This window comes from Curtobacterium sp. APC 4022, assembly GCF_030407555.1.
Taxonomy (GTDB): domain Bacteria; phylum Actinomycetota; class Actinomycetes; order Actinomycetales; family Microbacteriaceae; genus Curtobacterium.
In genome coordinates, this window is record NZ_JASDDD010000014.1 from 26,679 (window position 1) to 53,077 (window position 26,399).

Below are 26,399 nucleotides of genomic sequence, written 5' to 3' on the forward strand. Positions count from 1 at the left end.
GGTGGGGCGCGCCTCCCGTCTGGAAGGCGCGCCCCGGTGGCACGGACCGTGAGGGTCAGTACTTGGCGGACTGCCCGCCGTCGATCGGCACGACCGCGGCGTTGATGTATGACGCGTCGTCGGAGAGCAGGAAGGCGACGACCGCGGCGATCTCGGGTGCCTCGCCGTAGCGCTTGGTCGGGTTGACCTGGATGAACTCCTCGGCGGCCTTCCGCGGGTTCTCCGCGTCGATCTGCTTCATCGAGTTCTCGACCATCGGCGTCCAGATGGCGCCCGGGGCGATCGCGTTGATGCGGATGCCGAACTCGCCGTACTCGACGGCCGAGTTGCGGGTCAGGCCGACGACGCCGTGCTTGGCGGCCGCGTAGCCGGACTGGTTGCCGACGCCGCGGATGCCGCCGACGCTGGCGGTGTTGACGACCATGCCGGAGCCCTGCTCGCGCATCACGGCGAGGACCTTCTCGAGGCCCAGGAACACACCGCGGAGGTTGATCGAGACGACCTTGTCGAACTCGGCGGCGGTGAACGACTCGGTGAGGTTCTGCTTGCCCTCGATGCCGGCGTTGTTGAAGAAGCCGTCGATGCGGCCGAAGCGCTCGACCGTGGCGGCGACGTACGCCTCGACCTGGGCCTCGTCGGACACGTCGGCGATGGTGGTGAGTACCTCGGCGTCGGGAGCGGCCTGGAGCACGGCGGTCTTCGTCGCCTCGAGACCCTGCTCGGAGACGTCGACGAGGGCGAGCTTCGCGCCCTCGGTGGCCAGGCGGACGGCGGTCGCGCGGCCGAGGCCGGAGCCGCCGCCGGTGATGAGGACGACGCGGTCGGCGAAGCGGGTGGCGGTGCTGGTGGTGTCGGTCATGTGGTGGAGGCCTCCTGCGGTCTTCGACGATGAAGGGCTCGGGGTCCGGGGAGCGTGCGTGTCACGGCGGTGCGTGTCACGCCGGCGCGTGTCACGGCGCGGCGCTGAGCGGCGAGTCCGATCCGACGGGCGTCCGCCGGACGAGAGTTACGCTACAGGTGTTGCCTGACCGCGAGCGGAGTGCGGGCTCATCAGCCGCCGCCGTCTAGGCTTGCCGTGGCCGAGGGGGCCGGGGAAGCGGGGGACCATGTCGGACGAAGTGACCGAGCAGCGCGGGGCGTCGGAACCGCAGCCGGGGTCGCAGTCGGGACCGCCGCGGTCGCGGTCGACTGCGTCGACGATCGACCTGGTCGTGACGATCACCGGCTTCGTCCTGCTGGCGATGGTCGGCGGCGCGCTCGTCGTCTTCGGCTGGCTCGTCGCGACGGTGTCGCAGTACGGCTGCGACTGGGAGAGTTCGACGCGCGAGTGCCGGCCGTCGATCGGCGTCGAGACGGCCGTGGTCGACGGCATCGTGCTCGCCCTCGTGCTCATCGGTGGCGGGGTCCTCGCGGCGTGGCTGCGTCGGACGCGGCCGCTCGGGTGGGTCGCTGTGCTGGCGACGGTCGCCGCGATGTTCCTGGTCGTGCTCATCACGTTCACCGCGGTCGGAGCGTTCGGGCACTGAGGCGGGCCGCCCGACCTGGTGCGCCCGACCTGGTGAGCCCGACCCGCTCAGCAGGTGCTGAGGACCCGCTCCATCGCATCCCGCTCGGCCGGCACGACCCACAGCCGGTACTCCGCCTTCACCTCCACCTGGTGCTCGACGTACTCGCACCGGAACCCCGTCGCCGCGGGGAGCCAGGTGGCCGCGTCGCCCGAGCGCTTCTGCGAGTTCGAGTGTCCGTCGACCGCGAACAGGTTCTCCGGGTCGTTCGCCAGGGCCTGCCGCTCGGCCTGGGACAGCTGCTGCGCCCCGGTTCGCCAGGCGTTCTCGAGCGCGACGACGTGGTCGATCTGCACGAGGGTCGAGGTCGTGTTCCCACGCACGAACGTGATCTCGCCGCCGGTGTACGGGGAAACGAGGTCGCCCGACAGCACCTTGCAGGGCCCCTGCCGGACGATCTCGGTCAGATCGCGGGCCAGCACGTCGTTCCGGGTGTCGCAGCCGTTGTGGTCGACGTCGAGCCAAGGTGTGCCGAAGTCGGCCTCCCGGTCGTAGCCGGTCGCGGGCGCTTTCCCCTTCACCGGCAGGCCGGCGAGCGTCGCGCGGGCAGCGGCGGCGGACTGACTGGAGGCACGGCTCGGCCCCGGCGTCGCGGGCGTCGGAGTCGACGTGGTCACGGTGGGACGGGCGGCGGTGCCGCTGCTGGCGGCGCCTGGGGTGCTTGCGGCGCTCGTCGTCGCGTCTGCTCCGGTGGAGAGCACCCCCGACGAGAACACGGCCCACACCCCCAGCGCGAGGACGAGCGTGACGATCGAGGACTGGACGGTGGCGCGGGTGCGGCGTCGGCGGGACGTCATGTTCGATGGTGCTCCTGGTGGTGCTCCTGGTGGTGCTCGGGGGACCCGTCGATCCTGCCGGAGGCCGCCGACACCCTGGGACGCACGCGCCGCAGTCCGCGTAGGCAGGGTCCATGACCGACTACGCGCAACCGTCCGTGCCCGTCACCGGAGGCTCGATGCCGCTCCTCGGCTTCGGCACCTGGCAGATCGAGGAGTCCGACGCTCCCGCCGCGGTCGCCGCCGCCCTCGAGGCCGGCTACCGCCACATCGACACCGCCACCGGCTACCGCAACCAGCGCGGAGTCGGCAAGGCCATCGCCGACTCCGGCCTGGCCCGCGAGGACCTGTTCGTCACGACGAAGCTGCCGCCGGACAACGTCGACCGCGTCCGCGAGACCCTCGAGGAGAGCCTCGACCAGCTCGGCCTCGACCACCTCGACCTGTGGCTCATCCACTGGCCGCCGAGCGGTGGGGCCAGCCCCGAGGTCTGGCAGCAGCTCGTCGACGCGCAGCAGGCCGGCCTGACGAAGGCGATCGGGGTCAGCAACTACTCGCTCGACCAGATCGACGAGCTGATCCAGGCGACGGGCGCGACACCGGCCGTCAACCAGATCCGCTGGAGCCCGGTCGAGTTCGACCGCACCATCGCCGACGGACTGCGCGACCGGGGTGTGGTCCTCGAGGGCTACAGCCCCTTCAAGGCGAGCAACCTGCAGGAACCGACGCTCGTGGAGATCGCCGAGGCCCACGACGCAGATGCCGCCCAGGTCATCGTCGCCTGGCACGTCGCGCACCAGTTCGTGGTGATCCCGAAGTCGTCGAACCCGGACCGCATCCGGTCGAACGCCGCCGGCGCGACCCTTGAGCTGAGCCCCGACGAGATCGCCCGGATCGACGGCTTGGCGGCCTGACCCGCCCCGAGCAGCTGAGACGCCGCCGAACCCTCGAGACGCCGCCGAAGTCCGCGGCGTCTCGAGGGCCCGGCGGCGTCTCGCGCTGACGTGGGCGTCTCACCTGCCGGGAACGGCGTCAGGCCAGCAGCGACCGGATGTCCTCCGCGCTCAACCCCTCGGCGAACAGCGCGTCGTCGTCGATCATCGTCGCGAACAGCTGCGCCTTCCGCTGCGCCAGCGCGAGCACCTTCTCCTCGATGGTGTCCTCCGCGATGAGCCGCTCGACGGTGACGGACCGGGTCTGCCCGATCCGGTGCGTCCGGTCGACGGCCTGGTTCTCGGCGGCGGGGTTCCACCACGGGTCGAGGACGAACACGGTGTCCGCCTCCGTCAGGGTCAGCCCGAACCCGCCGGCCTTCAACGAGATGAGGAACGCCGGCGCGCTGCCGTTCCGGAAGCGGTCGATGACGGCCCCGCGACGCCGGGTGGAGCCGTCGAGGTACTCGTAGGCGACCCCGCGCGCGTCCAGGGCGGCGGAGACCATCTTGAGGAACGAGGTGAACTGGCTGAACACCAGCGCCCGACGCCCTTCGGCCGCCAGGGTCTCGAGTTCGTCGAGGAGCAGGTCGAGCTTGGCGCTGGGGACATCGCCGTGGTCGTCCGACACGAGTGCGGGGGAGAGTGCGAGCATCCGGAGCAGGGTGAGCGAGCGGAAGACGATCATCCGGTTGCGGTCCAGGTCGTCGACGAGGTCCAGGACCTTCATCCGCTCCCGGTTCAGGGTCTTCTCGTAGAGGTCGCGGTGCGCGGGGTCGAGGGTGACCCGGACGACCTGTTCGACCTTCTCGGGCAGGTCCGCGGCGACGCTTTCCTTCGTCCGTCTGAGCATGAGCGGCCGGATGCGTCGTCGGAGTCGGTCGGTCAGCTCCTTGCGCGCGGCTCCGCTGAGCTCGGGCGAGGCCAGCGGCTTCACGTAGTCGTCACCGAACCGGGTCCAGGACGACAGCAGCCCGGGCGCCACGACCGCGAACAGCGCCCAGAGGTCGGCGAGCCCGTTCTCGAGCGGCGTCCCGGTGATGGCGATCTTCACGGGCGCACGGAGTTCGGCGGCCACGCGGTGCGTCTGAGACTGCGGGTTCTTCACGAACTGCGCTTCGTCGAGCAGCAGCGCCGACCAGCTGAGGTCGAGGTAGGCCGCTGCGTCGAGCCGGAGCAGGGCGTACGAGGTGACGACGACGTCCGAGGCGGCGACGGTCCGGGCGACCCGGGCGGGGTCCTTCAGCGAGGTGCCGGCGATCGTGGTGACCCGCAGCGACGGCACGAACTTCGCGGCTTCGTCCGCCCAGTTGCCGACGACGGAGGTGGGCGCGACGACGAGGAAGGGTGGCGCCTCCGGGTCGGCGGCCCGTCGGTCGGCGATCATCGCGAGCGCCTGCAGGGTCTTGCCGAGCCCCATGTCGTCGGCGAGGACACCGCCGACGCCGTGCTCGACCAGGAACGTCAGCCACGCGTAGCCGTCGCGCTGGTACGGCCGCAGGTCGGCGTGCACGGTCTCGGGCACGACCGCATCGGCCGGCGCGGTGGCGTCGAGCAGGCGGGAGGCGATCTCCTGCCACCGCTCGTCGTGGTCGGTCTCGTCGGCCAGCTGGTCGAACTCCGACCAGAGCGCGGCCCGGTACGGCGTCACGGTGAGGGGCTGGTCCGGCTCCCACTCGTCGAGCTCGCGGGCTTCCTCGATGACCTCTTTCAGCCGGTCGAACGCGGGGTCGGCGAGCGACAGGTAGGAGTTGTCGACGAGCTTCATCCGCCGGTCGCGCTTCGCGAGCGCCCGGAGCAGCGGCGTGAACGGGATCTCCTTGCCGTTCACGCTGACGATGATGCCGAGGTCGAACCAGTCGTGCTTGTCCGACGGCATGGTCGTGACACGGATGTGCGGCCGCCCGGTCAGGCGCTCGTAGTCGACGCGCTCGCCCTGCACGACGACGCGGACACCGAGCGCGGGGAGTGCCGGCAGCAGCTCGTTCGCCAGGACGGCGACGTCGGCCCCGTCGATGGTCCCGTCCTGGAACCACTGCAGTCCGCCACCCGGGCCGGGAGGCTCGGAGGCCTCCGTCTCGTCGTCCGCCGCGAGCACGCTGCCGAGCTCCGGCAACGGTCCGTGCAGGGACACCGGGTCCTTCCGGCCGTCGACGCTCCAACGCCACTGCAGGTGCGCCCGGTCGTCGGTCCGCGGGGCCCGAGCCGGTTCGAAGGTGACGGTGAGCACGAGTTCCGGCGGCGTCCGTTCCGGCAGCGCGAGTGACCCGTCGGAGCTGACGAGCCCGAGCGATCCCCGGAGCTTCGGCGACCAGTCCGCCAGGAACTCGTCGACCTCGTCCGCGGGCACGGTGATCCGCGTCGCCTCGAGGAGCATCTTCCGCTGGTCTTCCGGCACCGGGGCGGGCGTCGGGGCGAGCGTGACGTGGAACTCGGGCGACTCGCGGAACGCGTACACGCCGTGGTCGCCGACCACCCGCGCCGTGCCCTCGGCGAGCGGCCGCCCGTCGATCACCGCACTGGCACCGATCACCAGTCCGTCGGCGGTGCGCGCGGCGTCGAGCAGGACGCGGGCGTCGACGCCGAGGTCGACCCCGCCCTCGTGCTTGCCGGTGACGAACGCGATGCCGAGCGGCCCGGCCTGTCGCAGCAACGGCCAGAGCAGTGGACTGCGGAAGTCGTCGAGGTGGATCCAGTCGCTCTCCCCGGGCAGCCCGGCGAGCACGCCGGCACGGTGCAGGGCGGCGAACTGCATGAACCACGCGTGCTGGTCCCGTTCGAGTCCGAGCCGGTTCATCGAGTAGGGGAGCGCACCCCAGGTCAGCTGCCCGCGCACCCAGTTGCCCGCCGCGCTCCGGCTGACCGGCCGCACGCCGAGCCGCACCGCCCGGCTGGCGACCGGCAGCGTCCGGCCCGCAGCACGGGCGCGTCCGGCGAGTCGGGCCGGCACCGCATCGCGCAGTTCGAACTGGAGGCCCATCCCACCGATCGCAGGCGCGTCGCCGGAGCGGGTGGACTCGTCGTCGTCACCGGCGAGGCGGGCGAGGTCGCGCCTCCAGTCCGGGGTCGGCGGGGTCGGCGCCTGCGTGCGCGGGCCAGCCTGCGCGGCGAGGGCACGCGCGTTGATGGTGAGGAGTGCTGCCGCGACGTGTTTGCACTCGCCGCCGAGGGGGCAGGTGCAGCGGCTGCGGACCGGGCGGACGAACTCGCCGCGGGCGATCGTCGTCTCGACCTGCACGTCGTACGGATCGGCGGCGCTGCCGCTCACCGCCGCGGTGATCGTGCCGTCCTCGTGCCAGGTGGCTTCCTCGACCAGGCCGGCGCGGACGACGTCCCGGGCACGGCCGAAGGTCTGCGGCCCGACGAAGCGGATGACGTCGACGGCGTCGATCATCGGGGCTGCTGGCACAGGGACATCGTGCCAGTCCCCGCCGACGCTCGTCGTCCGCAGGGGGTCAGTCCCGTTCGGGGGCTGGCCCGGACCGGCGTCGATGAGACATCATCGACAGCATCATGCTGCAGTCACTCGTCTACATGAGCTCGGCCGCCCAGCCGTTCGACGACGCCGACCTCGACGAGGTCCTGGCGTACTCGCGCGAGCGGAACACCGCCGACGGTCTCACCGGCATGCTCGTCCACCGGTCCGGTCGGTTCATGCAGCTGCTCGAGGGTCCGCCCGACGCCGTCATCGCGACGTACGGCCGGATCGTCGCCGACCCGCGCCACGACGAGGTCCGGCTGCTGGTGGAGGAGTCGATCCACACCCGTCGGTTCCCCGACTGGACGATGGCGTTCGACCGCGACGAGCAGGCTCCGACACCCGAGGGGTTCAACGAGTTCCTGACCGCCGGCGACGTCAGCGCCGATGCCAGCCGTGCGCGCGAGCTGCTGCGCTGGTTCCGGAACCACCCGATGGCGGCGCCGACCGCCTCGCTCGGCAAGCACCGGCGCGACTGACTCCGCACCACACGCAGCGACCCGGCCGCCCCCTGGGTGGTCGGGTCGCTGTGGTCTGTGGCGGCGCTGCGGTCTGCTTCCGGTCGGCAGCGCTCGGTCAGTGCTCGCTGGGCTGCGCGAGCTTGCTGTGCTTGCGCGAGTAGCCGAAGTACACGCCGAGGCCGATCGCGAACCAGACGGCGAACCGCACCCAGGTCTCCCACTGCAGGAACGAGACGAGCCAGAGCGACGCCAGCACCCCGATCGCCGGCACGATCGGCATGAAGGGGAGCCGGAACTGGCGGTCGAGGTCCGGCTGCCGGTAGCGGAGCACGATGACGGCGGTGCAGACGACGACGAACGCCAGCAGGATCCCGATGTTGGTCAGTTCGGCGACGACCCCGATCGGCAGCACCCCGGCCAGGACGGCGGACGCGATGCCGAGGATCCAGGTCACCCGGGTCGGGACGTGCCGCTTCGGGTCGGTCTTGGCGAACCACTTCGGCATCAGGCCGTCGCGGCTCATCGAGAACCAGACGCGCGAGGCGCCGAGCATGAACGTCACCAGGACGGTGATGATGCCGACGATGGCGCCGATCGCGATGACGTTCGCGACGCCGCCGAGCCCGACCGACGCGAACGCCGACGAGAACCCGGACGCCGGGTCGATGTCCTTGTAGTCCTGCATGCCGGTGAGGACCAGGGTGGCGAGGACGTAGAGGACCATCGAGATGCCGAGGGACAGCAGGATCGCCTTCGGCATGTGCTTCCGGGCGTCGGTCGACTCCTCGGCCGCCGTCGACATCGCGTCGTAGCCGAACACGGCGAAGAACACGGTCGCCGCCCCGGTCATCACGCCGCCGAACCCGAACGGGAAGTACGGCGAGTAGTTCGCGCTGTCGATGTGGAAGACACCGAGCACGACGATCAGGACGACGAGGGCGACCTTGATGCCCACGGCGACGAACTCGAAGCGAGCGGCACTCCGGATGCCGCGGGTCAGGACGAACGCGGTGAGCAGGCACAGGACGATCGCGAAGACGTCGACCACGTGGCCGTCCCCGGTGCCGGGAGCGCCGAGCATCCAGGCGGGCAGGTCGATGCCGAACTGGCCGACCAGGAACCCGACGTAGCCGGAGATGCCGATCGCGACCACCGCCACGATCGCGGTGTACTCGAGCAGCAGGTCCCAGCCGATGAACCAGCCGACGATCTCGCCGAGCACCGCGTAGCCGTACGTGTAGGCGCTGCCGGCCTTCGGGATGAGCCCGGCGAACTCCGCGTAGGACAGCGCTGCCGCCGCACTGGCGACGCCGGCGACCAGGAACGAGATGAGGACCGCGGGCCCGGCGACGCCGTTCGCGACCGTGCCGGCGAGGGTGAAGATGCCGGCGCCGATGATGCCGCCGATGCCGATCGCTGTGAGCTGCCAGAGGCCGAGGTGGCGCTTCAGGCCGCCCTCTCCACCGGAGTCGTCGTCTATCGTGTCGATCGGCTTCCGTCGGAACAGGGTCGAGGAGTTCGGCGTCGTTGCCATGCGGCCATCCTGCACCCGTTCCGGCGGAACGGTACCGGTCGTTGCCGGTGCATGGAGTCGGACGTGGGGCGGGCCTCCCGGTCTGCTCGCCGAACCGCCTGCCGGACTGTCAGCGCTGTGCGTACGGCCACCAGAACGGCGGTGGCAGCGCCCCGCCGGTCAGGATGACCAGGCCCTGGTAGCCGAGCATGCCGAGACCGAGCAGACCGAGGACGGCGGCGAACCAGGCCCATCGGCGGGCGGCGCGGTGTCGACGGCCGCGGCCGATGGTGACCGCTCGCCACGACGACACCAGGCCGAGGCCGCCGAACAGGAAGCCGATCGCCAGGTGGCGACCGACCGCCTCGGCCGGCAGGATCAGGCCCTGCAGGAACGCGAACCCGCCGAGCAGCAGCGCGGCCGTGGCGGGGGCGGCTGGGGGTTCGTGGTCGCGTGCGCGGGCCATGTCCCGACCGTACCGCCGAACGCGTGCGGGCCGGAGGAGGCACCATGGTGACCATGCGTTCCATCCTCAGCGTCCTGGCCGGCACCGCGGTCGGCGGGCGGTCGTGACACGCGCGGGTGACGACGGGCGGTCGCGTCCGGCGTCGGAGGCGGGGCCCGGGTCGCGGTCCGGGTCGGCGTCGGCGGCCGCGTCGGCGGTCGGCCGGGAGGCTCGTCCCGGCCTGCGCGGCGGCCGTCGCGTCGCCGACGTGGTCGCGACCGTCGTCCTGCTGCTGCTCGGCGCGGTCACGACGGTGGTCGCGGGGCGCGGGATCCAGTTCATGGCGCTGTCGTTCGGGTCGTGCGACGCGCCCGGCAACCGTTGCGACGAGGGACTCGGCAGCACGGTCGTGACGCTCGGTCCCGTGGTCGTGGCGCTGGTGTTCCTCATCACCCTGGTGGTGTGCGTGCTCCGGCTGGTGCGGCGACGGCTGAGCTGGCCGGCGGCGCTCCTCGGGCTCGGGGTGCTCGTGCTGGTCTTCGTCGTGGCACGGCTGCTGGTCGGTGGGTCGGTCTCGATCGGCATCTGACCGGTCCTGCACAACCGCGGTCGGCTCGGTCGTTGTCCACAGAGGCCGACTCCGTCGCCCCGGGGAGCCGGGTCGGCGGCGACGCTGGGGACATGCCAGACACCGACGTGCTCGAGCGACTCGAGCGAACCGCAGTCCGTACCGACGACGACGTGGTCGACCTCGTCGTCGCCCTCCTCGAGACCCCTGTCCGACGACAGTGCTGGGTGCTGTTCCTCAGCGACCGCGGCATCCCCGTGCAGCTCGTCCTGCCGGTCGCCGACCTCCCCTACCAACCCGACGACCAGGTCGAGGACTTCGGTGCCCTGGTCGAGGACGTCGTCCAGCAGGTCGGTGCGGCCGAGGTCGTCATCGCGTGGGAACGACCGGGGGCGACCGGGCTGTTCCCGGTCGACTGGGAGTGGGTGGACGCGATGGCCTGCACCCTCGACGAACACGGGGTGCGGCTCCGCGGTCAGGTCGTGGTGCACGACGACGGCGCCTCGATGGTGGAGCTCGACGACGACGAACCGGTCGCTGCGGCAGCGGCGTGAGTCGGACGGGGTCAGCGCCGTGTCGGTCAGCCCTGGGGTGCGGTGTCCGGGACGCTCTCGCCGGTCAAGCCCTCGACCACGCGCTTCGCCGTCGGCCAGTACTTGGCGTAGTGGTCGGGGTCCGCGTTCACCTGCACCGCGTGCGCCATCTGCGTCGGCGTCATGGTCTTCCAACCGGGGACCTTGATCAGCTTGGCGTAGAACATCGACGCCGCCGTGTACGGGTCCATCCGCTGCTCGTACGTGCCCCAGGCGCCGTTGTCGCGCTGCTGGAAGATCCCTCGGCTGTCCGGGCCGACGGCGTCACCACGGTCGAGGTTCACCAGCCCGGACTCGCCGATCGCGGTCATCACGCCCACCGCCTGCGTGTGCGGCCCGATGCCGAGCTCACGGGCGGCGCGGATGACCTGCGCGGCGTTCACCAGACGGTCCTGGCAGAAGCCGCCGATCGGCCCGGCGGGCACCACGACGCCGCCCACGGTCTGCGACGCCGCGGCCGGGCAGGTGAGTGCCCGCGGGGTGGCGGAGGACGACGCGATCCCGTTCAGCGAGTTCACCGCCACGACGATCAAGACGATGACCCCGATGACGGCAGCGACGACGCCGACGCCGAACACCGACGCGAGTGCGATGCCGGCACGGCGCATGGTTCGGTCCTTCGTCGGGTGGATGGTGGCGGGGGTGGTCTGTCAGCCGGTGCTCCGGCGGACCGATGACCGAGCGGGCCGGGGTCCGCTCGGTTCGAGGGTAGGCGAACCGGCTGGACGACACACCTGCCGACATGCCCCCGGTTCGCGGCACTAGCGTGGAGCGCGGAGGGAACGATGGACACAGCGATGCAGGACCGGGCGCTCGGCGCCGTGCTGGCGAGTGCGTGCGGAGACGCCTTGGGAGCGCCGTACGAGTTCGGACCGGCGATGGCCGGCGAGCACCCCGTCGAGATGCGCGGCGGGGGCCCGTTCGGGTGGGAGCCGGGGGAGTGGACCGACGACACGAGCATGGCGATCCCGGTGCTCGAAGCGGTCGCGAACGGTGCCCGGTGGAACGAACCCCGCACCCACGGCCGGTTGCTCGCCGCCTGGTCCGACTGGGCGCAGGACGCCCCGGACGTCGGCGCGCAGACCCGGTCCGTCCTGGGCCGGATGACCGCGAACACCGAAGACGCCGCGAAGGCCGCCGCCCGCGCCGTGCACGAGCAGAACGGGCAGTCGGCGGGCAACGGGTCACTGATGCGGACCACGCCACTGGTGCTCGGGTTCCTCGGCGACGGCGCCCGGAAGAACCTGGCGGTCGCCGCCCGACGGGTCAGCGACCTGACCCACCACGAGGACGACGCCGGGGATGCCTGCATCCTCTGGACCGTGGCGATCCGGCACGCCGTCCGCCGCGGCAAGCTCGACGTCCGCCGCGGCGTGCCGATGCTGCCGCGGGAGCGCCGCACCCTGTGGCTCGACCGCATCGCCGAGGCCGAGTCCTCGACACCGGAGGACCACACCGTAGCGAACGGTTGGGTCGTCGCGTCGCTGCAGTCCGCGGTCGCAGCGATCACCCTCGGCGACGGCGTCGTCGACACCCTCGAACGTGCCGTCCGGGGCGGCGGGGACACCGACACCGTGGCCGCGATCACCGGCGGACTGGCCGGGGCGCTCGCCGGGGCGTCGGCCCTGCCGGAGCACTGGACCACGCTGGTGCACGGCTGGCCGGGCAAGCGGCTCGACTGGGTGCGGGCGCTCGCCGTCCGCGCGATCGAGCGGACGCCGGGGCCGCTCGGGATCCCGGCGCGACGGAACTGACGACTCGGCGGAGCTGACGGCGCGGCAGGCCGGACGTGGCAGCACGGCTGGAGGCCCGGCACCCGATGGGTGCCGGGCCTCCAGTGTGGTGGTGGTGGTGGCGCGAGGTCAGCGGTCGTGGTCCCCACGGCTGTCCCGCTGCACCGCGGTCGGTTCGGTCACCACGCCGGTCGGCGCCTTCTCGGCGGTCTTCCGACCGTGGGTGAACCACGTGACGAGCCAGAGCACGATGCCCAGAGCCAGCAGCGCGCCGGCGATCTGGTACTGCTCCCACGCGCGGCCGGACGAGAACGGCAGCACGAGCCACAGGCAGGCGACGATCCCGATCACCGGGATCACGACCCCGGCCTTGAAGTGCTTGTGGTCGACCTTGTCGCGTCGCAGTGCCAGCACCGAGGTGTTCACGACGGCGAACACCGCGAGGAGCAGCAGCGAGGTCGTCCCGCCCAGGATCACCACGATCGGCGACTCCGGGTCGAGCGACACCCAGCCGATCAGGGCCAGCGAGATGAGGGTCGTGAAGACGATTGCGTTCGACGGGGTGCGGCGGGCGGGGGAGACCCGGCCGAGGAAGCCCGGCAGCACGCCCTGCTTGCTCATGCCGTAGAGCAGTCGGGACGCCATCATCATGTTGATCAGCGCGGTGTTGGCGACGGCGAACATCGAGATGAACGGCAGGACGGCACCGATCGGGAAGTCCGGCGCGGCGGTCTGCACGACGGTGACCAGCGGCGTCTCGTTGCCGGCGAGTTCACCGATCGGCACGACGGCCACGGCGCAGATCGACACCAGGACGTAGATCACGGCGGTGATGCCGAGACCCGTCAGCATGACCCGGGGGAAGATCCGCGACGGGTCCTTCGTCTCCTCGGCCATGTTCACCGAGTCCTCGAAGCCGACCATCGCGAAGAAGGCCAGGGACGTCGCCGTCGAGATGCTCAGCAGCAGGCTCTTGTCCTCCGGCGTCTCGAACATCACGACGCGGGAGAAGTCCGCGTTGCCGCCGGCGATCGCGGTGAAGCCGACCAGGATCACGAGCACCAGACCGGAGAGCTCGACGAGGGTCAGCACCACGTTCGTCTTCACGCTCTCGCTGACGCCGCGGAAGTTCACCGCCATCACGGCGAGCATGAACCCCATCGCGATGAGCATCACCACGGTGTTCGGCAGCTCCAGGCCGAAGCCGACGCCGAGGTTCGCGGCGAACGCCCGAGACGCCGTCGACGCCGAGGTGATGCCGGAACACATCACGATGAACGTCACGATGAACGTGACGAAGTGGACGCCGAACGCCTTGTGCACGTACAGCGCCGCTCCCGCCGTCTGCGGGTACTTCGTGACGAGCTCGAGGTACGAGAACGCCGTGAGCAGCGCCACCGAGAAGGCGATGAGGAACGGCAGCCACGCGGCACCACCGACCTCGGCCGCGACCTGCCCGGTGAGGGCGTAGACGCCGGTGCCGAGGATGTCCCCGACGATGAACAGCAGCAGGAGTTTCGGACCGATCACACGGCGGAGCTCGGTCTGCTGCCCCGGGTCGCGCTCGGTCTTCGTCGTGGTCGCCATGCATCACCCTGTTCCTGCCGAGCCGTTCCTGTCCAGTCCCACAGCAAAATCGGTCGCGGCGGGCAGGCCCAGCGGGCGGTCGGTACGCTGCCCTGCATGGACGAGGCGTCGACGACCACCGAAGAACCGATCGAGTTCGCGGACTTCAACGCGAAGCTGCTCGTCCTCGACGTGCTCTGCTACGACCTGGACGTCATCGAGCCCTACGACGGGGACGCCGAGGACGACGAGGACGCGGTGGTGGACGACGAGGACGTGGACGGACAGGACGACCGGGCCCGTGAGTACTACGACGACCTCGACCTGCTGCCCTCGCAGCTCGACCTGGTCACCGAGGTGACGGTCGACTCGGACCTCGAGATCCTGCAGGACCTGTACCCCGGGTGGGACGGCTCCGACGACCGCTACGACCCGCAGAACTGGGACGACCTGGTCGACCTGCCGTCGCTGAAGGTCGTCTACGCGGCGGCCCCGCTGCCCGCGCACGTGTCCGACGCGCTCGCCGCGAAGGGCGTCGAGGTCCGCTCAGCCTGACGCCCCGTCGGCCACCGCCCCGCCGCCCGTCAGCGCAGCGCGGCGATCTGCTGCGTGAACTCCCTCGCCCCACCCTGCGCCGGGTGCCGCACGGCGATCGCGTCGATGCCGGCCGCCGCCAGCGCACCCTGCGCCTTCCGGCCGACGGCGACGAACCGCCGGGCACCCACCGCTTCGGCCAACGCGAGTGCGACGGGCGCGCCGGCACGGACCTCGGCCGGACGCGGTGTCCGGTTCGTCAACCGGTCCGGGGCGGCGAAGGGGTGGTGCGGGAACACCGCCCAGAGCACCGGCAGCGGGCCGTGCCAGTCCCGGAGCGCCGCGTGCACGACGCGCGAGGACGCCTCCCACGCTGCCGTCGGCTCGGGCGGCACCGCGAAGGACACGCCGGCGAACAGCCCGTCGGGGTCCTGCAGCTCCCGCATGCTCGTGAACGGGATGCCGGTGTTCGTCATGCCGCGCCAGCCCGGTGCCTCGGCGACCAGGATCGTGTCCGCCTCGGGCCCGGCGTGCTGCAGGTAGCGGTCGAGGTTCCTCCGCCGAAGCGTTCCGGCCGCCCTCGACGCCGGGTCGGGACCGCTCGGGTCGAACAGCGCCTCGGCGTCGGCCGCAGCCGGGACCGCGTCGAGGGCGTCCCAGAACGCGCTGAGGTCGAGCGCGGAGTGGAGCACGGAGTCCGGCACGAGCGGGCTCGTCAGTGACCGAGGACCCGCAGGTAGACCTGCTCGAGACCCGCGGCCGACCGCTCCCAACTGAGCCGTTCGGCGTGCTCGCGCCCGGCGGAGGCCAGGGCGGCGGCGTACTCCGGTTCGGTCAGGATGCGTTGGATCTCCGTCGCCCAGACCGCGGGGTCACGCGACTCGAGGACGACCCCGGTCTCGCCGTCGACCACGGCTTCGCGGAGGCCCCCGGCAGCGGCGGCCACGACGGGCACCCCGGACGCGGAGCCCTCGAGCGCCACCAGGCCGTACGTCTCGGAGTGCGACGGCACCAGCACGGCTGCCGCGCCGCGGAACAGGAACGCCAGGTCGGCACGCGACTGCGGTCCGATGAAGGTGACCCGGTCGGCGATGCCCCGTGACGCGGCGAGCCGACGCAGTTCGGTCACGTGGTCGCCTGCTTCGCTCGAGGCGTCCCCGGCGATGACGAGGGTGGGGCGGGCCTCCTGGTCGATGCCGGCGATCGCCTCGATGGCCAGGTCCAGGCCCTTGAGCGGCTGCACGCGGGCCGCTGCGACGACGTAGGGCGCGGCGGCGCGACGCGCGCCGACGCTGGCCGGGCGGAAGACGGACCCGTCGACCCCCGGCGGCACGATCCAGACGCGCGACGGGTCGCCGCCCAGGCGGGAGCGGACGGTGTGCGCCTCGGACTCGCTGACGACGACGACGGCGTCGGACTCGCGCGCGAGGCGTTCTTCCCCGACCATCCGACCGGCGGACTCGGGACGCTCGCCCTCGGACAGCGGCGTCGCACTGTCGGCGGCGATGGAGTGGAACGACTGGACGTGCGGGATGCCACGGTCGCGGGCGACGGGCAGGGCCGCGGCGCCGGAGAACCAGTGGTGCGAGTGCAGGACGTCGAACGGACCGAGTTCGGCCAGGCCGCGGCGGAACGGTTCGATGAAGGCGTCGTGCTCGCCCTTCGGCACCGGTTCGGCCGGCCCGGCGGACAGGAACCGCAGGCACACGCCCGGCACGAGGGCGACCGAGTCCGGCTGCGTCGGTGCCGAGCGGCGGGTGATGATGTCCACCTGGTGGCCGCGGTCGGCCAGCGCTTCGGCCTGGTGGCGGACGACGACGTTCATGCCGCCGACCTCGCCGGATCCGGGCTCGTCGCCGGGGGAGGTGTGCAACGAGACCAGCCCGATGCGCAACGGTTCGGTCGTGGTGCTCACCGGTCCAGCCTAGTGAGCCGGGCGCTGCGACCGGCGCGCGGGGGCGATGAGGGCCGGCAGGCGGCCCACGGCGTCGAGCGGGTCGGACGGGAGGCCCGGATCACCACCCAGCACCTGCACCCGTTCGTCGCCGTGTCGCTCCCAGAACGCCGCCGTCCACGCGCAGAGGACGCCGTCGAGCAGGTCCTCGCGGTGCTTGTGCGTCGGCCCGTGCAGCACCGACGGGTCGCGGAGGTCGCGGGTGAGCGGGTGCGCGTCGAGGTCGAGGGGCGGGTCGAACGCCGTCGTACGCATGCGGCGGACGAGCTCGTCGAACGCCTCCGCGCGACGCTGCCGGGCGACGGCCGGGGGCACGGACGTGTCGAGCCGTTTGTAGCGGGGACGCTCGACGTCGTAGCCGAACTCCGCCACCCCGACCAGGGTCGTGTACGGGTAGCACTCGAACACCGCCGGGCCGCTCCGGGCGCGCATCGTCCGGGTGTCACTGACGTACGTGACGCCGAGGGCGGTCAGCCGGTCGAGCAGCCGGGCGCCGGCGCTCGCGGCCGAGGCCAGGTTCGTCGGGTTCGCGGCGACCTTCCACCGGCCGTAGCGCTGTCCGACCTGGCGTTCGGACTCGCGGATGCCGGTCGGGTTCGTGACGACGAGCGACGCGTCCACCGCGATGAGGGTCCGGGGGCCGAGCCGATCGGCGATCCAGGCGGTGACCTCGTCGACCCCGCGGGCCCACCCGGCGTCGATCACGCGGCCCGCGTCGTCGAGGGCAGCCAGGCCGGTCTCGTTCGGCGCACGTCGTTCGGTGCCGAGGCCCCAGGCCAGGTCCACCCCGAGGTACGCGGTCACCGGTCCATCCTGCCCCGTCCGGTCCCGCTGCGCGCCGCGCTCCGGGCGTGCTGCGCGCCGGCCTGCGGTCGTGCTGCGCGCCGGGCTCCGGGCGTCGGAGTACGTTCCGCTGCATGGCGACACCGGCGACGACGCTCACCGTGCCCGGACCCGACGGCGACCGGGAGGTCCGGATCTCCAGTCCGTCCCGTGTGCTGTGGCCGGACCTCGGCATCACCAAGATCGACCTGGCCCGGTACCTGGTCGCCGTGGGGGACGCCTTCGTCCGTGCCAACGGCGACCGGCCGATCTCGCTGCAGCGCTTCCCGGACGGCGTCGACGGCGAGCAGTTCTTCTCGAAGAACCCGCCGAAGGGTGCCCCGGAGTACGTCCGCGCGGTGACGGTCACCTACCCGAGCGCCCGGAGCCACCCGCAGCTCGTCATCGACGAGCCGGCCGTCGCGGTCTGGGCAGCGCAGATGAACACCGTCGTCTTCCACCCCTGGGCCTCGCGGGCGGAGGACAGCGACCACCCGGACCAGCTCCGCATCGACCTGGACCCGCAGCCGGGCACCGACTTCCACGATGCCGTCCCCGCCGCGCACGAGCTGCGGAAGGTCCTGGCCGAGGTCGGCCTCGAGGCGTGGGTGAAGACCAGCGGCAACCGGGGCCTGCACGTCTTCGCGCCGATCGAGCCGGCGTACGAGTTCCTCGACGTCCGCCACGCGGTGATCGCCGCAGCCCGGGAGTTCGAGCGGCGGATGCCGGAGCAGGTGACGACAGCCTGGTGGAAGGAGGAGCGGGGCTCGCGCGTCTTCGTCGACTTCAACCAGGCGAACCGCGACCGCACGATGGCCGGTGCCTACAGTCCGCGTGCGCTACCGAACGCGGCGGTGTCGACGCCGCTGGCGTGGGACGAACTCGACGAGGCCGACCCGACCGCCTTCACGATCCTGACCGTGCCACAGCGTCTCGCCACGACCGGTGACCCGTGGGAGACGATGTCCGCCGAACCCCGGAGCATCGACCCGCTCCTGGAGTGGTGGCGACGCGACCTGGCGGACGGCCTCGGCGAGCTGCCGTTCCCGCCGGACTTCCCGAAGATGCCGGGGGAGCCGCCCCGCGTGCAGCCGTCCCGCGCGAAGAAGGTCTGAGCAGGGCGCGAGACCTGCCGGTCAGACGAGCGTGGAGGTGTCCTCGCGGCGCAGGTCGTCGTCGTCGACGCGCGAGGTCTGCAGCGGCAGCCCGACGGTCGCCGTGTGCAGGCGGGTGAGACGAGACCAGGTCCGGCGGTTGTCCTGCGTGATGCCGTCGAGGACGATCATGCGCCCAGGCCGATCGTGACGAAGGCGAGCGCGGCGACGGTGACGCCGGCGATCCCGCTGATGATCGCGCTGGTCTGCAGGGCACGCTGGTGACGTGCTTCGCGGACCTCGCTGAGAGGGTTGCGCTGTGCTCGGCGAACGAGGGTCTCGCTGCTCATTTCCACTCCGATCCGTGATCTCGAGGGGGTGGAGAACCACCGTTTCCCTGATGCCTCGAATGCTTCCACAGAATCACTAGTTCGGCTAACTACTGATGACGGTTGAGCGTCAAATGGACAAGCTGTCCCTCGTCCGGGGGGGGGGCTCAGCTCAGGACGTCGCTGAGGTCGTAGGCCGCTGGCACCTCGAGCTGGTCGAAACCGCACGAGCGGGCGTCGCGATCCGGCCGCCAGCGCGTGAACTGCACGGTGTGGCGGAAGCGGTCACCCTCCATCTGGTCGTAGCGGACCTCGAGCACCCGCTCCGGCGCCAGCCGGACGAACGACGTGTCGCGACCCGACGAGAACCGGGACCGTTCGCCATCACCGGTGACGGGCCTCCCGTCCGCGTCCCGCTCCACCAGCGGCTCCAGCTCGTCCACCAGTTCGCGCCGCCGCTTGTCCGTGAAGGCGGAGACGCCGCCGACCATCCGCAGTTCGCCGTCGGCGTCGTAGAGTCCGAGCAGGAGTGAGCCGACGCCCGTGCCGCTCTTGTGCACCCGGTAGCCGACCGCGACGACGTCGGCCTCGCGGTGGTGCTTGATCTTGAGCATCGTGCGCTTGTTCGGTTCGTACGGGCGTTGCCGCGGCTTGGCGACGACGCCGTCCAGGCCGGCACCCTCGAACGTGGTCAGCCAGCGCCGCGCGGTCTCGACGTCGAGCGTGGTCCGCGTCACGAACAGGGGCGCACTCAGGTCGGTGCCGAGGGTCTCGAGCGCCGCGCGCCGGTCGTCGAACGGGCGGGAGGTCAGGTCCTCCCCGTCCAGGTACAGCAGGTCGAAGGCCACGAACTGCGCCGGCGTCTCGACCGAGAGCTTCGCGATGCGGGAAGCCGCCGGGTGGATGCGCTGGGACAGCGCCTCCCAGTCGAGCTCTTCGTGTCCCGGTTCGCCCGATCGGACGATCACCTCGCCGTCGAGCACGACCGGGCCGGGACGTCCGCCGAACTGTGCGCGGAACGCCTCGACCAGCTCGGGGAAGTAGCGGGTGAGCGGCTTCGACCCGCGGCTGCCGATCTCGACGTCGTCGCCGTCGATCGTCACGATGCCGCGGAAGCCGTCCCACTTCGGCTCGTACCGCAGTCCTCCGGTCACGCTGTCGGGGTCCGGGACGGTGGCGACGGCCTTGGCGAGCATGGGCGCGATGGTCTCCATGCCGCCTGTCTACGCGCTGCCGACGGCGACGGCCTGGAGGCACGGTGCCGGCCCGCCTCGCACGGTGCCGGCCCGTCTCGCACTGCGCTCACTACGCTGGTCGCGTGTCGAACCCGTCGCCCGTCAGCCCGGTCCAGGCCGCGGCGCTCGCCGCCGCTGCGCTGCCGCCCGTCGAGGAGGTCCGCCCGGGTGTCTGGACGCTCGCGGTCCCGTTCCGCGGCGGTGTGCCCGACGCCACCCTGGTCTACGTCGTCGCCGGGGACGACGGCTCGCTCGCGGTCATCGACCCCGGGTGGAGCGACGGCGGCGACCTCGACGTCCTGACCGCGGGCCTGCGGCAGATCGGCCGAGCGGTGGAGGACGTCACCCTCATCGCGGTCACGCACCTGCACGCCGACCACCTCGGCGCGGCCGCCGCGCTCCGTCGTCGTTCCGGGGCGCCGATCGCGATGCACCCGGCCGAGGTGCACGCCCTGCAGCACGCCCGCGCCGACGCCGAGCAGAACGAACGGGACGCCCGGACCTGGGGCGTCCCCGACGACCGGCTCGACGGTGTCCTGGCGGTGTGGGGCTCCGGCCGGCAGCTCGGGCAGGGGACCGTCGAGGCGCCGTTCGCCGACCTGGAGCTCGAGGACGGTGACCGGCTGCCGATCGCCGGGCGGGACCTCCGCGTGCTGTGGACGCCGGGGCACACCGGTGGTCACGTCTGCTTCGTCGACGAGCCCGACGGCCTGCTGTTCACGGGCGACCACGTCCTGCCGCGGATCAACTCCGGCATCGGGCTCGGGGGCCGCACTGACTCGAACCCGCTGCGGGACTCGCTCGACTCGTTGGCGGCGCTCGAACCGTTCGCCGCGTTCGAGGTCTGCCCCGGGCACGAGTACCGCTTCCGTGACGTGGTGTCCCGCGCCCGGACCCTGGCCGCCCACCGTGACGAACGCACGCGGCACGTCGCCGCCGCGCTCAACGCAATCGACCACCCGACGGTGTTCGAGGTGGCGTCGCGCGTGCCGTTCAGCGGTGGGATCGAATCGATGTCCGGGTACCTGCTCGCCAGCGCCCTGAGCCAGACGGTGTTCCACGCCGACCTGCTCGGCCGCGCCGGCGAACTCCGACGGGCCTGAGCCCTCCGCCGACGCAGCCCCCGCCGGCTCAGCAAACTCCGACTCAGCTCTCGCCGACACAGCGCTGGCTGACTCGGCCCCGGCAGCTGCCGTGGGTCAGCCGAGCGTCGACGCCAGGCGTTCCATGACCACGGTCGCGTCGGCGAACTCGGCGGCGGCGTGGTCGGCCAACGGTGCGAGCCCGGGCAGCCGGTCGGCGAGGGTCGCACTGACCACGACCGGGTGCACCTTCATGCCCAGTGCCGTGCCGAGGATGATGTCGAGCACCGGCGACGCGTGGTCCCAATGCTCCGTCGGCGTCTCCGCGTCGTAGGTGCCGCCGCGGCTGACGACGGTGACGACGGGACGCCCGGCCAGGGGCTGCGGCGTGCCGTCGGGTCCGGGGACGAGGACGCCAGGGATGTGCACGCGGTCGAGCCAGGCCTTGAGGCTGGACGGCACCGTGTAGTTGTACAGCGGCGACCCGATCACGACGACGTCGGCGGCCAGCAGCTCGTCGATGACGTCCTGGCGCAGCTGTTCGGCGGCGTCGGGCACGGACTCGTCCGCCGTGCGGTCTGCTGCGGCCCAGTGCAGCGCCGACGTCTCGAGGTGCGGCAGCGGGTCCACGTGCAGGTCGCGGCGGACGACCGTGTACTCCGGACCGCGGGCACGCCAGGCATCGGCGAAGGCGGCGGTCAGCGCCCTGGAGCGGGAGTGGGACAGGTCGGCGGAGGAATCGATGTGCAGCAGGCTCGGCATGGCTCCAACGCTAGCCGCGCCTCTCGCTCGGCCCGGCGCACGTCGCCGGCCTGTGGATGACGGAACGGCCCCGTCGATCCGTGGAGGGATCGACGGGGCCGCGGGAGGAGCCTCCCGTCCGGATCAGCGCTGTGCGCGCCGACGGGCGAAGCGGAGGCCGACCAGCGCTGCACCGGCGGCGAGCATGCCGAGCGCCCAGGGCAGGGAGTCGGTCGCGTCCGTACCGGTGTAGGCGAGTCGGCCGTGCGCGGCGGTCCGGACCGGGACGGTGCCGATCGGCGCGGCTGCGACCGGGGGCGTGAGCACCGGGGGAGTCGCGACCGGGGCGGTGGCGGTCGGGACGACCTCGACGGCGAAGCTCGTCGAGAAGCCGGCGGCGCTCGCCGTCAGGTTGTGCGTCGAGGCGTGCGGGAAGGTGACGTCGAGGAAGTTGCCGTAGTCACCGAGGTCGGGGTCCTCGCGCACGATGTCCGAGGCGATGTCCGAAGTGACGGCGAGTTCCGGCGAGTCGCCCTCGTCATCCGTCACCGAGTTGCCGAACCGGTCGACCAGGTCGCCGTTGAGCAGGAGGGTGCCGCCCTGCTTGACGGTCGGACGACCGCCGTCGGTCACGATCGAGCTGCCTTCCCAGCCGTCGTCCGTGGTGTGGAAGGTCTCGACGTCGGTCATGACGTGGCCGTCGGTGTCGATGATCCAGCTGGTCAGCGTGCCGTCCGCGGGGCTGCCGTCGGAGCTGTTCTTCACGTACTCGAGGAACGCGTCGCGGTCGATCGAGAAGACCTGCACGCCGGCGGCCGCCGCAGCGTCCACGGTCATCTCCACGTACTGCGTGACGGTGGTGCCACCGCTGGTCGCAGTCACGGCGAACTCGGTGTCGGTCGCCTCGTCGCTCGTGCCGGACAGAACGCCCGTCGCCGCGTCGAAGGTGATGCCGTCGGGCAGCTGGTCGGCGGGCGAGCCCTCGTCGTCGCCGTCGTCCGAGGAGTCGTCCGAGACGTCGTCCGGGTAGGCGTAGGCGAGCGCGAAGGTCGGTGCCGGCGAGCCCGTGGCACGGAAGGTGTACGAGAACGCGTTGCCCGCCGTGGCGTCGAGCGCGAGACGCTCGCCGTCCGGGTCCAGACCGGCGGTGACCGGCTTGCCGGCGGCGTCGACGAACACGGGGTCCTCGGTGACGACGGCCGACTTCGCGGAGGAGGTCTCGACCGAGCCGTCCCGCAGCGTGTTCGTGACGGTGACGGTCACGACCTTCGCTGCGTCGCCCGGCTGGACGACGTAGCTGCCGTCGTCGACGTCGGTGGCGACACCGCCGACCGACCACAGGTAGGAGAACGAGGTGGGCTTGGTGAAGCCCGAGGTCGTGGCGACGAGCGTCGAGCCGACCTTGGCGGTGCCGGACAGCTTCACCGTGGCGGTGGAGGCGGCCGGAGCGACAGCAGTCGGTGCGGCGGTCGTCGGCGTGCCACCGGTGGTCGTGCCACCCGTGGTCGGGGCTGGCGTCGCCGCAGGCGCGGTGCTGGTGGGCGCCGTGTTGGTCGGTGCGGTGCTGGTCGGATCCGCCGGCGCGCTGGTCGCGGTTCCGGTGGGGGTGCCGGCGCCGGTTCCGGCGGCGGTGCCGGTTCCGGCGTCGGCCGGGAGGCCCGGTGCGGTCGACGTGCTCGTGTCGCCACCCGAGACGGCCGGCGCGGTCGCGGCGGTGTCGACGGGTGCGTCAGCGGCGTACGCGGTGGTCGCGGTCATGACGCCGAAGCCGGTCGTCAGGCCGATCAGGGCAGTCGCGGTGCCGACGGCGCAAGCGCGTCGGACGAAGGCTGTGCTGCGGTGCACGGGTTCCCCCAGGGTCCATGTCCGGTCAGGTGCCGGAGTGTATGAATCAGCCGAGAATCCCCGACGTGATCGGATCGTATTGGTACTAGGTGGACCGATTCGTCCGCGATGCCCGAATGTGACCCGAGTTGGGGGGACTGTGCGGTTTCCCGCAAGACGATCGGCGCACACCCGACTCGGCGCACACGGACGAGGGGCGTGCCCGCGTCGGACACGCCCCTCGTCGTCTCGTGGGTCAGACCCGGCGGCGCCGTGCCCACAGGGTCAGCAGGGCCACGCCCGAGGCCAGCAGACCGAGGCCCCAGGCGATCGGACCGGTCTCGTCGGCACCCGTGAAGGCGAGGCTGCCGGTGGTGCCGGTGCCTGCTGCGCCGGCGGACGGGACGACCGTCACGGGGAACGTGGTCGAGACGCCCTGGGCCGTCACGGTCAGCGTGTGCGTCGACGCGTGCGGGAACGTGATCGCCGCGTTCCACCCGGTCCGCTCGACCACGTCGGACGCGACGTCACTCGTCACACCGATGGGCGTGCGCCCGTCCCAGTCGCCGTCCAGGGGAACGGTGATGTTGCCGAAGGCGTCGACGGGCGCTGCCGCGATCAGCAGCGTCGAACCCTGTGCCGCGGTGGGGCGACCGCCGGCCTGCTGCGCGATGTCGTGCTGCGGTCCGTTCGGGAACCAGGTGGTCTCCACCGAACCGTCGGGCTTGACGGTCCAGGTGCGCTGTTCCCGGACGTCGCCGGGGCGGGTGACGGTCACGAGGGCACCGACCGCCGGAGCGGGCGTCGTGCGGAGATCGACGTACTGCGTGGCGGTCTGGCCACCCGAGGTCGCGACGACGGCGAACGAGTACGAGGCCGCCTGGTCGTCCGTGCCGCTGAGCACGCCGGTGGTCGGGTCGAGCGTGATGCCCGCCGGGAACGAGGCGCCGATGTCCGACGCCGGGAACGGCTGTCCGTCCGGCCGAACGATCGAGTAGCGCACCGGTTCGTCGACGGGACCGCCGGTGGCCTGGAAGGTGTGCGAGAACGCCGTGCCGGCCTGCCCCCGGAGTTGGACGGCGTGGTCCTCGCTCGACCCGCCGGAGAAGGACAGTCCGCCGTCGTCCTCGGCCGGGGCGACCGACAGCAGGATCCGCTCCGACAGTCCGCCGCCCGGGTGGTACGGCGTCGAGACGTGGACCCAGATCTGGTCGTTGAGCGGAGTCGAGGAGTCGAGGGTCCCGGAGAGCACGCCGTTCTCCGAGAGGTTCACGCCCGTCGGCAGCACGCTCGGGTCCGCGGTGCCGCTGATGGAGCCGTTCACGAAGAAGGACAGGTCCGGGTTGTCGGCCGGCGCGAGGTCGACGGAGAAGGGCTCGCCGCTCGTCACCGGGACGACTCGCTGGTCGTAGATGAACTGGCGGTCGGCGTCCTCCACGATGACCGTGCTGCTCGGCGCACTTGTGACCGACGTCGGCTTCATGCCGGGAGCCGTGCCGGTGACGGTCACCGTGAAGGTGCCGTCGGCCTGCTCAGGGTCCACGACGTAGGTCCGCTCGGTACCCGGGTAGCGGTTGCCGAGGACCGGGTGGTGGAAGTCCCACCGGTAGGTGAAGGTCGTCCCCGTGGGCCAACCAGCGGTGTCGGCGGAGATGGTCCGCCAGGCGCGGGTCGTGCCGGTGATCGTGACCGTGCCGGCGGGCGTCGCGGTCGGGGCGGCGGCAGCGGTCGGCGCGGGCGTCGCAGCAGCGGGAGCAGCGGGCGTGGCCGCAGCCGGAGCCGCGGGTGTGGTCGCAGTGGGAGCATCCGGCGTCCCCGCTGCCGGGACATCGGCAGCCGGGTTCGTCGGTGCGACCGGAGCGGCCGCCGGAGTGGGTGCGCCGGTCGGAGCCGGCGTTGCGGTCGGTGCGTCCACGCTGGTGGACGTCGCGACGCTGGTGTTCGGTGCGAGCTCGTCGGCGGAGGCGCTGACGGCGCCGATGCCGAATGCCGACGACGCCGCGACGATCGCGACGGCGGAGCCGATGGCCGCGATCCGGTGGATCGGTGGCAGGCAGTTCTTGTGCATTGGGTTCCCCCCTGGGATGACGTGTGGCCGGGCTTCCCGATGGCGTGCCCGTAGCCAGATCGTAGGGTCATCAGAGGCCGCAGAACCGGTCGACATGGTCACGAACACGTCACGGAAAAAGTGCCGAGAAACCCGTCATGATCGGGGATTTCCGGACATGGAGCGCTCAGGATCGGGGAGCGCCGGCCGCCCGCTCGAGCGCCGTCCGGAACGCCGACACCGCCGGCGACTCCGCGCTCGCGAGCCGCTGCGCCGTGAACAGTGTCCGTCGCCCGGGCTCCGGCAGTTCGAGCAGCCGGCAGCTCGTCGACCGACCGGCCCAGACCAGGTCCGGCATCAGCGCGACGGCGTTGCCCGACTCGATGAGCCGGATCTGCGCCTGCAGGTCCGCCGTCTCGTACCGGACGTCGGGCTCGAAGCCGGCGCGACGGCAGGTCTGCTCGGCGAAGTGCCGGGAGGCTGCACCACGCGGTTCCATCACCCACGGCAGTGTCGCGGCCTCCTCGAGCGACGTCACCGGCCAGAGTGCCGTCGCCACCGGCGGCAGCGCCAACCGCACCGGGTCGGTCGTCAGGTCGCGGCGGTCGAGGCCCGGGAACCGCGGGGCCGCGTGTGCCGGGTACTGCTCCGCGATGACCATGTCGAAGTCCCGCGCCCAGGTCTCGTTGAGCGCGGTCTCCGGTTCGCGCTGCACCATCTCGACCCGGACGTCGGGGTGTTCGAGCGCCATCGTGCGGAGGGCGGACGGCATCAGGGCCAGTGCGGCGGACTGGAACACCGCGACCCGGATGCGTCCCTGCACGGTCGTCAATGTCGACTCCACCGACGCCTGCGCACGTTCCAGGGTGTCCAGTACCTCGCCCGCCGCCGCGACCAGGACCTCGGCCTGCGGGGTGAGCTGCAGGCGCCGTCCGGCACGGCGGAGCAGCTGCACGCCGGCCTCCCGCTCGAGCACGGCGAGCTGCTGCGACACCGCCGACGGGGTGAAGTTCATCGCCTCGGCGACGGCGGCGACCGTGCCCCGGATCGACAGCTCGCGGAGGAGCACCAGGCGGCGGACGTCGAGCATGCCGAAAGCGTAGCTGA

26 protein-coding genes are annotated in these 26,399 nt (G+C 72.0%); 9 read left to right on the forward strand and 17 right to left on the reverse strand.

The genetic code is table 11. The features are described from left to right. Nucleotides 1–55: 55 nt before the first annotated feature. Nucleotides 56–859 carry an SDR family oxidoreductase gene (locus QL987_RS06670; protein ID WP_290156860.1) on the reverse strand — a complete coding sequence of 268 codons (804 nt, stop codon included), beginning with the start codon at nucleotides 857–859 and terminating at the stop codon, nucleotides 56–58. 247 nt (nucleotides 860–1,106) lie between these two features. Between QL987_RS06670 and QL987_RS06675 the strand changes: the two genes are divergently transcribed. Beyond that, the gene (locus QL987_RS06675; RefSeq protein WP_290156861.1) at nucleotides 1,107–1,526 is read left to right on the forward strand and encodes a hypothetical protein; all 420 of its coding nucleotides are present in this window, start codon (nucleotides 1,107–1,109) and stop codon (nucleotides 1,524–1,526) included. Between the two features lie 47 nt (nucleotides 1,527–1,573). On the opposite strand, the gene QL987_RS06680 is transcribed toward QL987_RS06675, so the two are convergent. Beyond that, complete coding sequence (locus QL987_RS06680) at nucleotides 1,574–2,362, reverse strand: HNH endonuclease family protein (RefSeq protein ID WP_290156862.1); 789 nt, start codon at nucleotides 2,360–2,362, stop codon at nucleotides 1,574–1,576. A gap of 113 nt (nucleotides 2,363–2,475) precedes the next feature. Here QL987_RS06680 and QL987_RS06685 point away from each other — a divergent pair, with 113 nt between their 5' ends. Continuing rightward, entirely contained in the window at nucleotides 2,476–3,255 is a 780-nt protein-coding gene (locus tag QL987_RS06685) for an aldo/keto reductase (protein ID WP_290156863.1), read from the forward strand. Nucleotides 3,256–3,373: 118 nt separating this feature from the next. On the opposite strand, the gene QL987_RS06690 is transcribed toward QL987_RS06685, so the two are convergent. Beyond that, nucleotides 3,374–6,682 carry a DEAD/DEAH box helicase gene (locus QL987_RS06690; RefSeq protein WP_290156864.1) on the reverse strand — a complete coding sequence of 1,103 codons (3,309 nt, stop codon included), beginning with the start codon at nucleotides 6,680–6,682 and terminating at the stop codon, nucleotides 3,374–3,376. Between the two features lie 104 nt (nucleotides 6,683–6,786). Here QL987_RS06690 and QL987_RS06695 point away from each other — a divergent pair, with 104 nt between their 5' ends. Next, nucleotides 6,787–7,230 (forward strand): BLUF domain-containing protein, encoded by a 444-nt coding sequence (locus tag QL987_RS06695; protein WP_220039207.1) that lies wholly within the window; start codon nucleotides 6,787–6,789, stop codon nucleotides 7,228–7,230. A 97-nt stretch (nucleotides 7,231–7,327) separates the two neighbouring features. On the opposite strand, the gene QL987_RS06700 is transcribed toward QL987_RS06695, so the two are convergent. Both QL987_RS06700 and QL987_RS06705 read right to left on the reverse strand, forming a co-directional pair. Further along, nucleotides 7,328–8,746 carry an amino acid permease gene (locus QL987_RS06700; RefSeq protein ID WP_290156865.1) on the reverse strand — a complete coding sequence of 473 codons (1,419 nt, stop codon included), beginning with the start codon at nucleotides 8,744–8,746 and terminating at the stop codon, nucleotides 7,328–7,330. A gap of 109 nt (nucleotides 8,747–8,855) precedes the next feature. Then, complete coding sequence (locus QL987_RS06705; protein ID WP_290156866.1) at nucleotides 8,856–9,191, reverse strand: hypothetical protein; 336 nt, start codon at nucleotides 9,189–9,191, stop codon at nucleotides 8,856–8,858. A 247-nt stretch (nucleotides 9,192–9,438) separates the two neighbouring features. On the opposite strand from QL987_RS06705, the gene QL987_RS16890 reads away from it, so the two are divergent. After that, nucleotides 9,439–9,759, forward strand: a complete 321-nt coding sequence (locus tag QL987_RS16890; RefSeq protein ID WP_356840090.1) for a hypothetical protein — start codon at nucleotides 9,439–9,441, stop codon at nucleotides 9,757–9,759. Between the two features lie 92 nt (nucleotides 9,760–9,851). After that, nucleotides 9,852–10,292, forward strand: a complete 441-nt coding sequence (locus tag QL987_RS06715) for a hypothetical protein (RefSeq protein ID WP_111075015.1) — start codon at nucleotides 9,852–9,854, stop codon at nucleotides 10,290–10,292. A gap of 26 nt (nucleotides 10,293–10,318) precedes the next feature. On the opposite strand, the gene QL987_RS06720 is transcribed toward QL987_RS06715, so the two are convergent. Continuing rightward, entirely contained in the window at nucleotides 10,319–10,939 is a 621-nt protein-coding gene (locus tag QL987_RS06720) for a hypothetical protein (protein WP_111075016.1), read from the reverse strand. A gap of 177 nt (nucleotides 10,940–11,116) precedes the next feature. On the opposite strand from QL987_RS06720, the gene QL987_RS06725 reads away from it, so the two are divergent. Continuing rightward, nucleotides 11,117–12,085 carry an ADP-ribosylglycohydrolase family protein gene (locus QL987_RS06725; protein ID WP_290156870.1) on the forward strand — a complete coding sequence of 323 codons (969 nt, stop codon included), beginning with the start codon at nucleotides 11,117–11,119 and terminating at the stop codon, nucleotides 12,083–12,085. 108 nt (nucleotides 12,086–12,193) lie between these two features. Here QL987_RS06725 and QL987_RS06730 read toward each other — a convergent pair whose 3' ends face one another. Next, nucleotides 12,194–13,651: an APC family permease gene (locus tag QL987_RS06730; protein ID WP_290156872.1), complete on the reverse strand. Its 1,458-nt coding sequence runs from the start codon at nucleotides 13,649–13,651 to the stop codon at nucleotides 12,194–12,196. A gap of 96 nt (nucleotides 13,652–13,747) precedes the next feature. Between QL987_RS06730 and QL987_RS06735 the strand changes: the two genes are divergently transcribed. Beyond that, nucleotides 13,748–14,185 (forward strand): hypothetical protein, encoded by a 438-nt coding sequence (locus QL987_RS06735; protein WP_290156874.1) that lies wholly within the window; start codon nucleotides 13,748–13,750, stop codon nucleotides 14,183–14,185. A gap of 29 nt (nucleotides 14,186–14,214) precedes the next feature. Here QL987_RS06735 and QL987_RS06740 read toward each other — a convergent pair whose 3' ends face one another. Genes QL987_RS06740 through QL987_RS06750 form a run of 3 tightly spaced genes read right to left on the reverse strand, consistent with a single transcriptional unit; the run spans nucleotide 14,215 to nucleotide 16,922 of the window. Next, entirely contained in the window at nucleotides 14,215–14,868 is a 654-nt protein-coding gene (locus tag QL987_RS06740) for a uracil-DNA glycosylase (RefSeq protein ID WP_290156875.1), read from the reverse strand. Nucleotides 14,869–14,879: 11 nt separating this feature from the next. Further along, complete coding sequence (locus QL987_RS06745) at nucleotides 14,880–16,079, reverse strand: glycosyltransferase (protein WP_221851681.1); 1,200 nt, start codon at nucleotides 16,077–16,079, stop codon at nucleotides 14,880–14,882. Between the two features lie 9 nt (nucleotides 16,080–16,088). After that, complete coding sequence (locus QL987_RS06750; protein WP_290156877.1) at nucleotides 16,089–16,922, reverse strand: DUF429 domain-containing protein; 834 nt, start codon at nucleotides 16,920–16,922, stop codon at nucleotides 16,089–16,091. A gap of 113 nt (nucleotides 16,923–17,035) precedes the next feature. On the opposite strand from QL987_RS06750, the gene ligD reads away from it, so the two are divergent. Further along, nucleotides 17,036–18,055 carry a non-homologous end-joining DNA ligase gene (gene ligD, locus QL987_RS06755; RefSeq protein ID WP_290156878.1) on the forward strand — a complete coding sequence of 340 codons (1,020 nt, stop codon included), beginning with the start codon at nucleotides 17,036–17,038 and terminating at the stop codon, nucleotides 18,053–18,055. A gap of 21 nt (nucleotides 18,056–18,076) precedes the next feature. Here the strand turns inward: ligD and QL987_RS06760 are convergent, their stop codons facing one another. From QL987_RS06760 to QL987_RS06770, 3 genes are all read right to left on the reverse strand, one after another. Then, the gene (locus QL987_RS06760; RefSeq protein ID WP_181439262.1) at nucleotides 18,077–18,226 is read right to left on the reverse strand and encodes a hypothetical protein; all 150 of its coding nucleotides are present in this window, start codon (nucleotides 18,224–18,226) and stop codon (nucleotides 18,077–18,079) included. After that, entirely contained in the window at nucleotides 18,223–18,384 is a 162-nt protein-coding gene (locus QL987_RS06765) for a hypothetical protein (protein WP_221851670.1), read from the reverse strand. The genes QL987_RS06760 and QL987_RS06765 overlap by 4 nt, the downstream gene beginning before the upstream one ends. Nucleotides 18,385–18,530: 146 nt before the next feature. After that, nucleotides 18,531–19,577: an ATP-dependent DNA ligase gene (locus QL987_RS06770; protein ID WP_290156880.1), complete on the reverse strand. Its 1,047-nt coding sequence runs from the start codon at nucleotides 19,575–19,577 to the stop codon at nucleotides 18,531–18,533. A 104-nt stretch (nucleotides 19,578–19,681) separates the two neighbouring features. Here QL987_RS06770 and QL987_RS06775 point away from each other — a divergent pair, with 104 nt between their 5' ends. After that, nucleotides 19,682–20,701, forward strand: a complete 1,020-nt coding sequence (locus tag QL987_RS06775; protein WP_290156881.1) for an MBL fold metallo-hydrolase — start codon at nucleotides 19,682–19,684, stop codon at nucleotides 20,699–20,701. A gap of 96 nt (nucleotides 20,702–20,797) precedes the next feature. On the opposite strand, the gene QL987_RS06780 is transcribed toward QL987_RS06775, so the two are convergent. The 4 genes from QL987_RS06780 to QL987_RS06795 all read right to left on the reverse strand — a co-directional run bounded on the left by QL987_RS06780 (nucleotide 20,798) and on the right by QL987_RS06795 (nucleotide 26,382). Continuing rightward, nucleotides 20,798–21,442: an NAD(P)H-dependent oxidoreductase gene (locus QL987_RS06780; RefSeq protein WP_290156882.1), complete on the reverse strand. Its 645-nt coding sequence runs from the start codon at nucleotides 21,440–21,442 to the stop codon at nucleotides 20,798–20,800. Nucleotides 21,443–21,565: 123 nt separating this feature from the next. Continuing rightward, entirely contained in the window at nucleotides 21,566–23,266 is a 1,701-nt protein-coding gene (locus tag QL987_RS06785; protein ID WP_290156883.1) for a putative Ig domain-containing protein, read from the reverse strand. Nucleotides 23,267–23,501: 235 nt separating this feature from the next. Beyond that, entirely contained in the window at nucleotides 23,502–25,313 is a 1,812-nt protein-coding gene (locus tag QL987_RS06790; RefSeq protein ID WP_290156884.1) for a putative Ig domain-containing protein, read from the reverse strand. A 166-nt stretch (nucleotides 25,314–25,479) separates the two neighbouring features. After that, nucleotides 25,480–26,382, reverse strand: coding sequence for a LysR substrate-binding domain-containing protein (locus QL987_RS06795; RefSeq protein ID WP_221851657.1), 903 nt, complete (start codon nucleotides 26,380–26,382; stop codon nucleotides 25,480–25,482). Nucleotides 26,383–26,399: the final 17 nt, after the last annotated feature.

Bases quoted from the DNA above. Each gene is read 5' to 3' on its own strand.
- QL987_RS06680 (WP_290156862.1), bottom strand. From the start codon at position 2,362: ATGACGTCCCGCCGACGCCGCACCCGCGCCACCGTCCAGTCCTCGATC.
- QL987_RS06730 (WP_290156872.1), bottom strand. From the start codon at position 13,651: ATGGCGACCACGACGAAGACCGAGCGCGACCCGGGGCAGCAGACCGAG.
- QL987_RS06795 (WP_221851657.1), bottom strand. From the start codon at position 26,382: ATGCTCGACGTCCGCCGCCTGGTGCTCCTCCGCGAGCTGTCGATCCGG.
- QL987_RS06715 (WP_111075015.1), top strand. From the start codon at position 9,852: ATGCCAGACACCGACGTGCTCGAGCGACTCGAGCGAACCGCAGTCCGT.
- QL987_RS06725 (WP_290156870.1), top strand. From the start codon at position 11,117: ATGGACACAGCGATGCAGGACCGGGCGCTCGGCGCCGTGCTGGCGAGT.
- QL987_RS06670 (WP_290156860.1), bottom strand. From the start codon at position 859: ATGACCGACACCACCAGCACCGCCACCCGCTTCGCCGACCGCGTCGTC.
- QL987_RS06695 (WP_220039207.1), top strand. From the start codon at position 6,787: ATGCTGCAGTCACTCGTCTACATGAGCTCGGCCGCCCAGCCGTTCGAC.
- QL987_RS06780 (WP_290156882.1), bottom strand. From the start codon at position 21,442: ATGCCGAGCCTGCTGCACATCGATTCCTCCGCCGACCTGTCCCACTCC.
- QL987_RS06720 (WP_111075016.1), bottom strand. From the start codon at position 10,939: ATGCGCCGTGCCGGCATCGCACTCGCGTCGGTGTTCGGCGTCGGCGTC.
- QL987_RS06770 (WP_290156880.1), bottom strand. From the start codon at position 19,577: ATGGAGACCATCGCGCCCATGCTCGCCAAGGCCGTCGCCACCGTCCCG.
- QL987_RS06735 (WP_290156874.1), top strand. From the start codon at position 13,748: ATGGACGAGGCGTCGACGACCACCGAAGAACCGATCGAGTTCGCGGAC.
- QL987_RS06765 (WP_221851670.1), bottom strand. From the start codon at position 18,384: ATGAGCAGCGAGACCCTCGTTCGCCGAGCACAGCGCAACCCTCTCAGC.
- QL987_RS06700 (WP_290156865.1), bottom strand. From the start codon at position 8,746: ATGGCAACGACGCCGAACTCCTCGACCCTGTTCCGACGGAAGCCGATC.
- ligD (WP_290156878.1), top strand. From the start codon at position 17,036: ATGGCGACACCGGCGACGACGCTCACCGTGCCCGGACCCGACGGCGAC.
- QL987_RS06675 (WP_290156861.1), top strand. From the start codon at position 1,107: ATGTCGGACGAAGTGACCGAGCAGCGCGGGGCGTCGGAACCGCAGCCG.
- QL987_RS06705 (WP_290156866.1), bottom strand. From the start codon at position 9,191: ATGGCCCGCGCACGCGACCACGAACCCCCAGCCGCCCCCGCCACGGCC.
- QL987_RS06760 (WP_181439262.1), bottom strand. From the start codon at position 18,226: ATGATCGTCCTCGACGGCATCACGCAGGACAACCGCCGGACCTGGTCT.
- QL987_RS06790 (WP_290156884.1), bottom strand. From the start codon at position 25,313: ATGCACAAGAACTGCCTGCCACCGATCCACCGGATCGCGGCCATCGGC.
- QL987_RS06685 (WP_290156863.1), top strand. From the start codon at position 2,476: ATGACCGACTACGCGCAACCGTCCGTGCCCGTCACCGGAGGCTCGATG.